At 55.2% G+C, this 12264-nt stretch carries 11 protein-coding genes and 1 pseudogene; 3 read left to right on the forward strand and 9 right to left on the reverse strand.

All coding sequences use genetic code 11. The features are described from left to right. Positions 1-11 precede the first annotated feature (11 nt). From nifT to HJB89_RS21800, 9 genes are all read right to left on the reverse strand, one after another. The gene (gene nifT, locus HJB89_RS21760; RefSeq protein ID WP_017958633.1) at positions 12-218 is read right to left on the reverse strand and encodes a putative nitrogen fixation protein NifT; all 207 of its coding nucleotides are present in this window, start codon (positions 216-218) and stop codon (positions 12-14) included. 162 nt (positions 219-380) lie between these two features. Then, a complete protein-coding gene (locus HJB89_RS21765) occupies positions 381-575 on the reverse strand; it encodes a 4Fe-4S binding protein (protein WP_017958634.1) in 195 nt (64 codons plus the stop codon). Between the two features lie 15 nt (positions 576-590). Next, on the reverse strand, positions 591-2084 hold the full coding sequence (nifB, locus tag HJB89_RS21770) for a nitrogenase cofactor biosynthesis protein NifB (protein ID WP_221150509.1): 1494 nt from the start codon (positions 2082-2084) through the stop codon (positions 591-593). 197 nt (positions 2085-2281) lie between these two features. Continuing rightward, positions 2282-3841, reverse strand: coding sequence for a nif-specific transcriptional activator NifA (gene nifA / locus HJB89_RS21775; protein ID WP_018517502.1), 1560 nt, complete (start codon positions 3839-3841; stop codon positions 2282-2284). A gap of 195 nt (positions 3842-4036) precedes the next feature. Continuing rightward, on the reverse strand, positions 4037-4333 hold the full coding sequence (locus HJB89_RS21780) for a ferredoxin family protein (protein ID WP_018517503.1): 297 nt from the start codon (positions 4331-4333) through the stop codon (positions 4037-4039). A gap of 12 nt (positions 4334-4345) precedes the next feature. Next, entirely contained in the window at positions 4346-5653 is a 1308-nt protein-coding gene (locus tag HJB89_RS21785) for an FAD-dependent oxidoreductase (RefSeq protein ID WP_018517504.1), read from the reverse strand. After that, entirely contained in the window at positions 5640-6776 is a 1137-nt protein-coding gene (locus tag HJB89_RS21790) for an electron transfer flavoprotein subunit alpha/FixB family protein (protein WP_018517505.1), read from the reverse strand. Before HJB89_RS21790 ends, HJB89_RS21785 begins: the two co-directional genes overlap by 14 nt. A 17-nt stretch (positions 6777-6793) precedes the next feature. Further along, the gene (locus tag HJB89_RS21795) at positions 6794-7645 is read right to left on the reverse strand and encodes an electron transfer flavoprotein subunit beta/FixA family protein (protein ID WP_018484294.1); all 852 of its coding nucleotides are present in this window, start codon (positions 7643-7645) and stop codon (positions 6794-6796) included. Positions 7646-7821: 176 nt separating this feature from the next. Then, complete coding sequence (locus HJB89_RS21800; protein WP_018517506.1) at positions 7822-8367, reverse strand: TlpA disulfide reductase family protein; 546 nt, start codon at positions 8365-8367, stop codon at positions 7822-7824. Positions 8368-9681: 1314 nt separating this feature from the next. Here HJB89_RS21800 and nifH point away from each other — a divergent pair. The 3 genes and pseudogenes from nifH to HJB89_RS21815 form a co-directional block, all read left to right on the forward strand. Beyond that, positions 9682-9771 (forward strand): annotated as a pseudogene (gene nifH, locus HJB89_RS21805) (nitrogenase reductase); the annotation flags it as partial. Between the two features lie 50 nt (positions 9772-9821). Then, a complete protein-coding gene (locus HJB89_RS21810) occupies positions 9822-11069 on the forward strand; it encodes a Glu/Leu/Phe/Val dehydrogenase (RefSeq protein WP_018517508.1) in 1248 nt (415 codons plus the stop codon). A gap of 162 nt (positions 11070-11231) precedes the next feature. Beyond that, complete coding sequence (locus tag HJB89_RS21815) at positions 11232-12170, forward strand: hypothetical protein (RefSeq protein WP_018517509.1); 939 nt, start codon at positions 11232-11234, stop codon at positions 12168-12170. The last annotated feature ends 94 nt before the right edge of the window (positions 12171-12264 follow it).

Consider the following 12264-nt stretch of genomic DNA (forward strand, 5'->3'; position numbering starts at 1 on the left):
CTGCGCACACGCTAACTGGATAGCCTCCTCGCGTCGACAGTAACGGGCAGGCGCCTGTTCTGCGATAGGTCGGGGAGGGCTATCCGCCATCCATTTTTCAGCAAAATAAAGCCGCCCCATAGGTTTTTGTGCTCAACCGAAATGATCGGTTCCTCAAGGTCTTTCTTGTGAATATAGACCGATAAGCCGACGTCAGTTCTGCTGATTGTCACTCTCATGCATGTCCCTTCTCGCTGCGCCGGATTTGGAGCTCCGGAAGCTCAGGTTGCGCGCATCGCTCACTGGATTGGATATCGGTGGTACGTGAATTTTTGACCTCATGTTCGCTTAGGAGACCACTAGCGGCTCGTCGCATTCTTTACGATTTAGTCCGGTGGCGATCAGGCAGGGACGCATGTCTTCGGCATCGGACACACCGAAGCGCATTGTTGCGTGTCAAACTCACCCTTGCACTCAGTACATTTTTTTGAATCCACGACGTATCCCTCACCTTTGAAACTGATCGCATCTGAGGGACATTCAAATTCGCAAGCCCCGCACTGGGTGCATTGGGATACAATGATCTTGAAGGCCATGTTTTAGCTCCTGATTCAATTAGAGGGGCCTAAAGCCGTCGGCATCGCCGGTTTGCCGCCAAACTCGGCGGCGTATAGCGCGCCAATCGCAGTCTCGATGTAATTATAGGAAAATGCGTCACTGGCTCGCACGCCAGTTTCTGCCAGCCGCTTCTTTGGGCAATCGCCGATTTTGGAAGAAAGCAGAATGTCGATGCCGTCGAGTGCAACGATAGTGTGATCGAGAGTGGCCTTCTCGCCTAAACCACCGAGGCAATACTGCTCGACCTTGCGGTGTCCCACCAAGTTGATCCCCTTTCGTGAGACTGCATACACTTGGAGTTCCCTTGCCTGACCGAAATGTTCGTTGATCCTGCCGCCACCTTTAGTCGCCACGGCAACAGCGAGGGTTCCCGAAGAACCCAGTGACCTGACTGCTTTGTTCGCGTCCAATTTTGCCGCTAGTTGATCCCCTCGCTCATGCTGGACCAGCTTGCGATAGGCCTCGCGCTTGCGGGTGTCGAATTTAACTCTGGTGGAGATCTGGTCGAGGGCAAACTCTCGCTCGCGATCATCGCCCAGCAAACCGATGGCGTCGGCCCGGCATTGTTGGCAGTGGCGCATAAGCTTAACCTTGCCATCGAGACAGTCTTGAAGTGCCTTCAGTTCGAACGGCTCTGGGCAACGCTGACCCGTAAGTCCGTAATAAGTGCCGTGTGAAGGCTTGGAAATCAGGGGCACCACATTGTGCATGAATGCCCCGCGGTCTCTGATCCATCGGTTAACTTCCACGAGGTGCGTGTCATTGACGCCTGGAATCATCACCGAATTGATTTTGGTGAGAATGCCGCGTTTGGTCAGCATTTCCAAACCCAGCATTTGGCGCTCGTGAAGGATCCTGGCACCTTCTATCCCGGTGTATCGACGATGACCGTGAAGTATCCATGGATAGATCTTCGCCCCGACTTCCGGATCCACCATGTTGATAGTGATCGTCACGTGATCGACGTTCATGTCAGCTAGCTCATCGACATGGTCCGGAAGCGCCAATCCATTGGTAGAAATGCATAGTCTGATGTCAGGTATTTCTCTCGCAACTCCTTCAAACGTCGCTACTGTCTTCCTCCAGTCGTAACAAGCGTCGCCCGGTCCGGCAACGCCGACTACGGAAAGCTCCGGCACTTTACTGGCGACGGCAAGCACCTTGCGTACTGCCTGGTCGGGAGTCAACTTCACCGATGCGACGCCCGGGCGGCTTTCGTTGGTGCAATCATATTTGCGATTGCAGTAGTTGCACTGGATGTTGCAAGCAGGTGCGACCGCGACATGCATTCGAGCGAAATAGTGATGCGCTTGCTCTGAAAAGCAGGGATGGTCTTTGATTCTCTCCCAGATCCGCGCATCTATGTCATCCGTCACCGAAAGGCCATAGAACGAAGATGCGCGACCACCGGGCATAGCGGGAGCCATCGGCGCTCGGTGGAAGGAGGCACTGCTGCTCGTCCCGACCTTTATTTCCGGTTCCCACATCGCACTGTTCCACTGTTGAGGAAAGGTTACAGCTCCAAAAGCAAGAGAGATTCCGGTCGATGAGATATTATTGTTTCAGCGCTTATGTCGCCTTACCGCTCGTTTCCCCGCTTGCTGCCGGAGATGTCTTGTAGAAATGAAAATAGATCGCGCCCGAAGTCGTTGGGCCACGCTTACGGAGTTCTTGGCGATCGCTGTCACTCCTTCTTCACATCGATACGATGCCGGCGTAGCGCATAGCCGACCTGCCGCGGCGTTTTACCCAGGATACGAGCCGCTTTGGCCTGTACCCAACCAGCCCTCTCCATTGCCTTGATCAGCCGATCACGCTCGGTGAGGCCCGCTGCCTCGATTGTGGCTGCGGCACCGCTGGGAGTGCCTGCGTGGGCACACAGTCCGCCCGACATTGTATCTCGCGAGTTGAGACCATTCATCGCGTCGTTGCCAATACCGTCGCCGTCGGCTTTCCGGAGGAGCGCCGAAGAACACTGGTCTTGCTGACAGGCAAAATCCGATGAAGTGATGGTATTTGAACTGGCGAGAGTGGCGGTCCTTTGAACGCAGTTGTCCAGCTCGCGAACATTGCCGGGGAAGGCGCATTTCGACAAAATGTCTATTGCCGACGGCCCGAAGTCGCAATTTCGATCATTTGCGTTGTTGAATTGCTCGAGGAACACTTGCGCTAGAAGCGAAATGTCTCCGTCGCGCTGCCGAAGTGGCGGCAAAATGATCGGCACCACATTGATCCGGTAATAGAGGTCGGCTCTGAACTCCCCTCGAAGGACGGCCACTTCAAGGTTTTTGTTGGTAGCGCATATAACTCGAACGTCTACTTTCAATGTCTTCGTTCCGCCGAGACGTTCGAATTCGCCTTCCTGTAACACGCGCAATAACTTCGCCTGGAATTGTGGTGATACATCGCCAATTTCATCAAGCAATAGCGTTCCGCCATTGGCCAGCTCGAAACGTCCAGCTCGTTGAAGGAGAGCGCCAGTGAAAGCGCCCTTCTCATGGCCAAACAATTCGGATTCCAGAACGGTTTCCGACAGCGCGGCGCAATTCAACTTAATAAACGCCTTGCTTTTCCGTATCGATAACGCGTGTATTGCTCTTGCAAAGCACTCCTTGCCAGTGCCGCTCTCTCCTCTCAAGAGCACCGCGGAGTTCGTCGCGGCCACGATCTTGGTGGTGGCTAATACCCTCTTGAGCGCGGGGCTCTCCCCGACGATCCAGTCGATTTTATCGAGTTGGGTGGGGTGAGGCTTCGGCTTGATTTTCGGAATCTGTCCCGCTTGTTGTTCCTCGGCGACTGAGCCGCCGTCGCTGCACAATTCGCGATCGCGCTGGCAGGTTAAGCCGATCAGGACGGCAATCATTGCCAGAAGGCTTTCGTCCTGAGCTCCGCTTTTCTGCGCGAAATCAATCCACAACGCGCCGATTGCTTTCCGGTTTACTTTAACGGGGAGAACGACAGAATTTTTCCCAAAGTGCTTCTCACCGCTAGCGATGACACGATTTATTGCGTCCGCCTGTTCAATCGTCAGAGAACGTGAGCGAACGTCGTCCCCAATGGGAGCCCGTACGTTTATCCAAGGCTCTCCTCCGGAGCCGTGAATCACGATTCCGCCGTCGCGCAATCGCAGATGCTCGACGAGGGCGTTCATGGCAGCCTTCAGCAAGTTGTCTAGAGGAAAAGAAGAGATAAGCTCTTTGGAGATGTCGTAGAGAATATGGAGCCGCGCCTCTGGTTTAATCATGCCTACAAACAGGGGAGGGTGCACTGCTTTTTACCCTGGTGCGCGAAATATGCTAACGCATATTCCTAGGTTAGAAATACGTGTAATCGACGGCGCAAAAATTAGCCTTTCGAAAGGTTGAGTGGATGCACATTCAATCGCCGCCGCTAATGCAGCTGGATCGATCGCTGCTATCCCGCCGGAGGTAGGGACTCCTCATCCGAATTTGAAGAGGACCCCGAACCCTCCCCGGGGATAATTCCACTTTATGTCGCCACTCGCTTCGCATAACACTCTGCATGTGCCGCATTCCAAGCAGCCATCCGAAACAATCGCCACTTGACCAATTTCGTTCACCTCGTAGCATTTGGCCGGACAGATTTGCGTCAAGGCGAGCAGGCTTGGGCTTGGCGACCGATGCGGCCGCACCGTAATGTGTGGGCGTCCAGTATCGACGAGATATCGGTTTTGGTACAGCTTATCCTCAATGCGCTCAATGGTGGTCGCCTTCATCGAATTTTCCTTTTAACGCCAAGATACGGCGGAGCGGACCGCGTCGCTAATCAACCCCCAACGGGATCGTGCGTTGATAAAGGAGGCAGCTGTGGCCTTCTCCCTGTTGATTTTAGGTGCACCGTCGACGCGCACAAAATTTTGAGCCGCCTGAGATATAAGCGTTGGATACGTCATGAAAAAATTGTGACTGTCGGTGTGGAGGAGGCTTGGAAGATCTTTGTGTTTCATCAAGTCTTTCATGACGAACGACTTACCCAGCATGCCCTTATAGAGAGAGAGATTGCGCTTCGTCATGAGACCGCCACGGCTCTTTATCTGGAAGATCGCTTCACCCGCCATGAGGCCTGATGTCATCGCAAGGTTTGATCCCTCCCTATGCACGGCGTTGTTTAATTGCGCCGCGTCGCCCACGACGACCCACCCGTTGCCAAAGAGCTGTGGGATTGCCTTGAAGCCTCCCTCAGGGATAAGATGTGCGGCGTACTCTTTGATCTCGGATCCCGCCAGTAATGGTCGGATGGATGGATGTTGCTTGAAGGCGTCAAGAAGGCGGTACGGATTTTCCATGCTTTCCGCTAAACCGGAGACGAGACAGCCGATCCCCACCGAGATCGACTCCTTGTTGGTATAAAGGAAGCCCAGTCCGGCCATTCCGCGTGAAATCGTGCCGCCGGCTTCGATCACACAGCCTTCGCCACCGGTGAGGCCGAAGCGCTCTGCGATGACCTCTTCCGGCATAAAATGCATTTCCTTGACAGCGAGTGCCACATTTTCTGGCTTCGGCATATCGCGTAAGCCGGCTCGTGTTCCAAGCAGTCCGTTCACGCCCTCAGCGAGGACGACGACGTCCGCGAGGATCACACCGCCCTCTCGGTCCGTGTAAACGCCTATTACACTACCGCTCCGATCTCGAGCAAGTTTCGTCGCTGTCGTTTCACAAAGGACTGTGCCGCCCGCCTCGCGCACCTTGGATGAGAACCATTTGTCAAACTGGGCACGGATGATCGTATACCGGTTTGGCTTCAGTTCATTGAAGTCATCAGAGCGATAGTGCACGCCCGTGTGCGACGAGTCATCCATTAGCCAGAATCGTTGCTCGACCAGATGCCGTTCCAGGGGAGCGTCATCTCGGAAGTTTGGGATAATCGCCTCCAACATGTTCGCATATAATATAGCCCCCTGAACATTCTTAGAGCCCGAATGTTCTCCGCGCTCCAGTTGCAGCACTTTTAGACCGCGACGAGCCATCGAATACGCTGCGGCGTTGCCGGACATACCGGCACCAATGACGATCGCGTCGAACTTACTCTTGGTCATCTAGCCTTCCTCGATCCATACCCTTGATAGAGTTGTGCGGTTGCATTCGCCTGGCGAAAGCTTCTGTCAACGCCGGCAAGAACTCCAGCGCGCAAGCGACAACACCGATGTGGGCGAAGTCAAAGATCGGAGCGTTCTGGTCGAGGTTGATAGCGACAATCAGATCGGCTCCTTCGACGCCAACGCGATGCTGGACCGCGCCAGATATTCCCGCCGCGATGTAGAGCTTAGGTCTAATGGTATGGCCGGACTGACCAATTTGTCGATCAGCAGGCATCCAGCCTTTTTGGACCACTGGCCGCGAGCACCCGACTCCCCCGCCGATCGTCGTTGCAAGGTTTCTCAAGTATTGCAGGTTTCCTGCAGCGCCGAGGCCGAGTCCACCCCCAACCACGATGTCGGAGTTGGCCAGATCGGATTGCTCAGATCCGTCGTTGCAGAGGAATGCGAGGACTTTGGTGACGATCGCTTCCTCGACCATTGTGAGTTCGTGCTGGATAACGCGCCCAATTGGCTTATCCTCACGTTGCGGCGTCGCCATGACCCTGGACCGCACCGTTGCCATTTGCGGCCGGCTGTTCAGCGTGTAGATCGTGCACAACAAGGACCCGCCGAAAGTTGGCCGTGTCGCTGCGAGTGAACCATCTCCATCAACATCCAGCTCGGTGCAATCAGCCGTAAGCCCCGTTTGTAAGGTCGTTGCTACAGCACCGGCGAGGTCGCGGCCGAGCGTGGTCGCGCCGAGAAGGAGAATTTCTGGTTTGTGAGTAGTGACCAGATCCGTCAAAGCCTTGGTGAAGGGTTCGTTTCGATAGTTGGCGAGGAGCGGCGACTCTACCAGATAGGCGATATCGGCTCCGTAAGCGAAGGCCTCTTCGATCGCAGGCTTGGTCCCCACGCCTTCAGACGAACCGAGGATTACCCCGGCCAGTTGGACGCCCAGTTTGTCGGCTAGTCTGCGGCCTTCGCCGAGGAGTTCAATCGATACGGGATGAACCTTGCCGCGCTCAAGTTCCATGAAGACCCAGACGTGCCGGTGATCTTCGAAACACTTAAGCAGCTTTTTCCCTGAGCTGGCGCGGCCGACCGCGTTTGCCGGCGTTTCATTTTTTCTAGCGACCAAAATCTACTCCTCGCTGCTCACCGATTGCCATGGGACGTGAGCTTGCGTTCCAAAACAGGCTCGCGCGCAAAAATTGCAGCGACCGTGTCCGCCGCGACCTCGGCCAACGTTTTGTCGTTAATGTCCATTTGCATAGCTTTTTCGGCGCGCGGACCAGGAGCGAATACTCGCTTCACGACCGTCGGCGATCCCCTTAGGCCGCATTTGGTCAACTCCCCAATGCCGGCGTCAGCGGCCCCCCATTTAAGAACCGGGCTTCGCGCGGCACGGAAGGCGTCATCGAGAGAGCCCCGGCGGATTGCATTGACACCTTCCAGCACGGTGATGAGACACGGCAACGTGCTCTTCAGCATCTGCGTGCCGCTCTCCGCGTGTCGTTCAACCATGAGCTCGCGCGAAGTGGGATCAATGGAGACTATCTTCGTTACGTAAGTCAGTTGCTGGAGGTTCAGCCTCTTTGCAATTCCGGGCCCGACCTGGGCCGTGTCGCCGTCAATTGTCTGCTTTCCGGTAAAGACGATATCTGGCGCCCCATAGCTCTCGCCAATCTTCGCTACTGCTTGAGAAAGAGCATACGAGGTCGCCAGCGTGTCAGATCCAGCAAAGTGGCGGTCGGTGAGAAGCACTGCGCGATCTGCGCCGTGGGTGAGGGCTTTGCGTAGCGCTTGCTCAGCCATGGGCGGCCCCATCGTGAGAACAGTCACCTCGCCCCCATAGCGGTTACGAACTTGTAGTGCCTCTTCGAGAGCAAACAGGTCGTAAGGGTTAATGATGGTCGGTACGCCTTGGCGCATGATCGTATTTGTCACCGGGTGGACGCGTATCTGCGCAGAGTCCGGCACCTGTTTGATACAGACCACGATGTGCATAGTCGTTTAAGCTCCCAGTCGAATATGGGTTTTAGGGACCCGGCTTACTCTGAGCACTACTCGTGCCAATAAAGTTGCGCCGCAAGAAGATGCTGTCCGGGTTCAGGTTGATGCCCTCCTCAATCGCCGAGAGCGCCGCCTTCCAATTCTTAATCTCAATCGCCGCCGAGACTCGATCATGAAACAATCTGCGCAGCATAAGTCTCGCCTTCAGCAATCCGCTCCTTTTCGGCATTCTTTGCTTCCGCGCTCGCGCGCCAGGTGCCGTCAATCACTTTTGGTAAAACGTCCTGGAGCATAACCAGATCACCGATAAAGGCGATGCTACCGTCTCGGTCGACAACGAACGTCTTTGGAACGTGGAACGACAAGCTGGCTTTGAGCCAATCCTCATCCATTTCGCCTGAGTGGTCGAATCCCATCCGAATGTTCGTATTCGGGAGCGATTTGGTTATGGACGCGTCCACCCCGGCTCGGGCGTCGTCAGCCGTTGCAGCTTTCTCACTTGCTGCGATCCCGATGAACTCAACGCCCGTGTCGCTGAACTTCTTGTGCAACTTCGCCAGGTCGGATAGCTCCGGCCCCAAATAACCGCAGGTAGTCGAAAAGAACTCAACGACGTATATCTTGTCGAGCTGGAAGTAGGAAAGCGGTTCGCCGCGCAGCCAGTCCAGCGCTTTGATCGAAGGGGCTGGAGAGCCGCTACTTAAACTAGAGGCCATGTTTTATGCTCCACAGTATTTTATGGGCCGCTTCGTGCTCGAGGAATGAGCCCTTCCGGCCAAGTATCAGCTCGAGTTGCTCCGATTTCGAAGAGCGGCGCTCGTTCCATCGGTTGGACAACAAACGCTGGTGATCTCGTCTTCTGAAATGGCTTCTGCGGGTGCGTGACATTGCGAATTCTTTCTTCTGAGAGCGTGACGATAGTCACCGTCGTGACGGGAAGATGCCGAGGTCTAATGCAGATGCAGCACGAGGCCATTCCAGAGCTCCTCGCCATGTAAGTCGATTGCTGGAGGTTCGGCCTCCTTCCGATGCCCGTCAGACCGGGGCCGTGTCGCCGTCAATTGTCTGCGTCCCGACGAAGACGATACCAGGCGTCCGAAGCCCGGGACTTGTTTGATACAGACCACGATGTGCATAGTCGTTTAAGCTCCCAATCGGATTTGGGCTTTAGGGACCCGGCTTACTCTGAGCACTACTCGTGCCAATCAGGTTGCGCCGGTAAGCCTTCGAGATTGCACATGTTTCGTTGTCGCTATGCGGAGGGGTTTTGTAGGGTTGCCGACATGTCGTGTCGCAATCCGCCCCGATCACCACCGCGAACGGATGGCGGTTCGATAGGCTTCAGGTCGGACAACTCCATGATAGCTGCGATACGAGCCGGCCCCCGGGAGATAGCACGGGGACTGAAGTTCTGGTGCGGTGGGCGTGTATCGAGCTTCGGTTTACCGTTGATAATCTGACTAACGACACCCGTATGCGCGATCAGAAGCAGAGCGATCGAGAAAATAACGCTGCGGGCGCCTAGTGAGGTTGGACAAGCGTTTTAGCTGATGTTGCGGCGCCACCAGGATCATTGCCAGAAGCGTGGAGAAACCCTTGCTGGAAATATCAATCGAAGGCCGTTCATGAACGCTGCCGCAGCGCGTCGAGGTCTTGGCTTTTCCGCGCCTCAATCGTCATATCAACGCCGTTCTGATCGGTTGGGCTACCGTATCCCCAAATGAACAAGCCGAAGCAACTTGATCTGACGCGACTTGCTGCATTGGGCCAGCGCCAGCTTGTGATCCTTCAGACGCATGACAACGATTTGCGACATTGTCGTCACCTTTGTCAGATCGGCGACAAAGGCTGCCTCCTCGTTCGCGCGCCTTTTCCGCCCACATAACTGGAATCGCAGCAAATTATTGTCCGTCATCTCAATCGGCCTGCTTGGCACGAATCTTGAGAGCTATTGCGAGGCAGCGGAACGGCCGCCGCATCCGCGTTGCGGGATAACCGCATTGCTTCGAACACATGAAGGAACTCTAAGCATGGCAGCTCTGCGTCAGATCGCATTCTATGGAAAGGGCGGAATTGGCAAGTCCACTACGTCCCAAAACACGCTAGCGGCCCTCGTGGACCATCACGTACCACGGGTACCGGTGATCATCCGAATTGGGGGATACGCCCAATGAGCTCGAAGACCATGTTGCAGCAGGCCCTGACACGTCTTGTTGAAGCGGCCAAGCACCTCAACGTCGACCCGAAAATTCTCGAAAGATTGGAGTTCCCGCTAGAGACCACGCACGCTCGTCTGACGATTCGCATGGACGACGGCTCCCACAAGCACTTACGGGCTTGGCGTTCCCGCTATGACGATACCCGCGGCCCAACCAAGGGAGGCATCCGATATCACCAAAGTGTAACGGCAGATGAAGTAGAGACGCTCGCCTTCCTGATGACTATCAAGTGCGCAGTGGTGAACCTGCCGTTTGGTGGCGGCAAGGGCGGCGTCCAGATTGATCCTCACTGTCTATCCGAGACAGAACTGGAGCGCCTTGCACGTGGCTATGTCCAGATCTTCGCCAAGGTCATCGGACCAAACCGGGACATCCCGGCGCCTGACGTCAACACCAATGCGATGACCATGGCGTGGATGGCGAACGAATACGATTCCATCGTGGGCGAGGTGACCCCTGCGGTCATCACCGGTAAGCCGATCAGCCTTGGCGGCTCACTTGGGCGTGATGATGCGACAGCCCGTGGCGGCTATTATCTCCTCCAATTCCTGGCGAAGAAGCTCGGACTAGTGCCGGGAGCGCGAGTGGCAGTCCAAGGCTTCGGCAACGCCGGATATCACATAGCGCATTTGCTCGAAGCCGCCGGATACAAAGTCGTGGCTGTTTCTGACTCAAAGGGTGCGATCTATTGCCCGGCTGGCCTCGATATCAAAAAGCTGAATGGTGCTAAAGAGCGCCACGGAAGCGTTACCAGCTTCGCGGGTTCAGACGGTGTCTCGAGAATTGCTGCCGACGAACTGGTTTCGGTCGATTGCGACCTGCTCGTTTTGGCGGCCCTGGAGGACATGGTCCACGCGGGCAACGCTGCCAATGTAAAGGCTCCGATCATTCTCGAACTCGCCAACAGCCCGATCACGCTGGAGGCCGATGACATCCTCAAGAACAGGGGCGTCGTCGTTCTTCCGGATATCCTCGCGAATGCGGGTGGGGTCGCTGTCTCGTATTTCGAATGGGTACAGAACCGCCAAGGCTATTACTGGCCCATCGAGGACATACATGCCCGGCTGAAGACGAAAATGGAAGAGGAAGGAGCCGCAATATGGGCGTGTGCGAAGGACAAGAACATAACCCTGCGATGCGCCGCCTACGTCCACGCGCTCTCGCGACTTGTAGACGCTATTGAGGCGAAGGGGACCTAGCAGTTCTTTGCCAACTGATGCCTGAAAGGAGACCAACACGAGCCACCGCTGCACGAAGTGACAGCTTGAGAAAACATCTACATCAGAGGCGCGGTCCATTGGAGTTTCGAGTCAAGCGCCTCTGACAACCCTAGACCCTCAGCCGAGATCAGGATTGAAACGATGACCGATATCGTTGGGCACTACGTTGATCACGAAATGACGTCGCCATCTCAAATGGCGCAGCATTCAGCGAAGATCAAACCAATGGCGATCGATTTAGCGAAAAGCGGGATCCTTTTAATTACAACCTGCCTGCGCGTTGAAGTCTATGGCGAAGAGTCTGCGCTCGGAAATATAGATCTTTTGTTCTCTGGTTTTCCGCGCGCGCTTGTCAAAGGTGCGAGGGCTGTTGCTAAGCGTCTCGCGGAGATCTCTTCCGGTGCTAAATCCCAGATCCTGGGGGAGCCCTATGTTAGCGAGCAAGTTTCGAATGCTGTCGCGCTCCTTGATCCGGCGCTTCCAATTTCTCGGATCGCACGGCTGGCACTAGGTGTGGGTCGCGCATCGCGAGTGCGACTGCACTTCATCGCACCGTTCAACTATGATCGAATTGTTTACGACTTAATAGCCGAGCAATTTAAGGGGATAGAGGAACCCGGCCGTCTTTACATGATTGGGGCAGGTATGCTGGGGCGCGACTTGATCAGCACTAGAGTGGCAGATCGGTTCTGTTCCACTGTAGTCGTAACGCGGAATCCTAAAAAACTTCGCAGACGCCTCCGGACCTCCTCTGACAGGGGAATCGCCATCATGCGTCCAGAAGAGATTGGGGGCGTGCGAGAGCTGCAATCATGCGCTGTTATCGCAACCGCCGATTTAAATGAAGATTACAAAGCGGCTGTAAAAGGCGCCCTCCTGCGACTGGAGCCACGCACCATAGTGGACCTTTCGTCAATTCCGGTGCTGTCGAAATGCGCGGTCCCGAAACTCAACTATGTGACTATGTACGACCAAGATTTTCTCAGGCTTATAGATCTGAACAATCAGCATTTGGCGTCTAAACTGCCGCTACTTCTTTCCGATATCGAGAGAACGCTACCGACAGCTGAGGTGTTCTAGACTACGTCATCTATTTACTCACGCAGAGGACACTCTTGTGGCCAGTAAATTGCGATGCAATACGCGAACCTTGGAAAAATGGGAACCTCTAGAG

This window comes from Rhizobium sp. NZLR8, from assembly GCF_019685025.1.
Lineage (GTDB): Bacteria > Pseudomonadota > Alphaproteobacteria > Rhizobiales > Rhizobiaceae > Rhizobium.

Coding starts and splice junctions, on each gene's coding strand:
- HJB89_RS21785 (WP_018517504.1), bottom strand. CDS start 5,653: ATGACCAAGAGTAAGTTCGACGCGATCGTCATTGGTGCCGGTATGTCC.
- HJB89_RS21810 (WP_018517508.1), top strand. CDS start 9,822: ATGAGCTCGAAGACCATGTTGCAGCAGGCCCTGACACGTCTTGTTGAA.
- nifT (WP_017958633.1), bottom strand. CDS start 218: ATGAGAGTGACAATCAGCAGAACTGACGTCGGCTTATCGGTCTATATT.
- HJB89_RS21780 (WP_018517503.1), bottom strand. CDS start 4,333: ATGAAGGCGACCACCATTGAGCGCATTGAGGATAAGCTGTACCAAAAC.
- nifA (WP_018517502.1), bottom strand. CDS start 3,841: ATGATTAAACCAGAGGCGCGGCTCCATATTCTCTACGACATCTCCAAA.
- HJB89_RS21765 (WP_017958634.1), bottom strand. CDS start 575: ATGGCCTTCAAGATCATTGTATCCCAATGCACCCAGTGCGGGGCTTGC.
- HJB89_RS21815 (WP_018517509.1), top strand. CDS start 11,232: ATGACCGATATCGTTGGGCACTACGTTGATCACGAAATGACGTCGCCA.
- HJB89_RS21795 (WP_018484294.1), bottom strand. CDS start 7,645: ATGCACATCGTGGTCTGTATCAAACAGGTGCCGGACTCTGCGCAGATA.
- HJB89_RS21800 (WP_018517506.1), bottom strand. CDS start 8,367: ATGGCCTCTAGTTTAAGTAGCGGCTCTCCAGCCCCTTCGATCAAAGCG.
- nifB (WP_221150509.1), bottom strand. CDS start 2,084: ATGTGGGAACCGGAAATAAAGGTCGGGACGAGCAGCAGTGCCTCCTTC.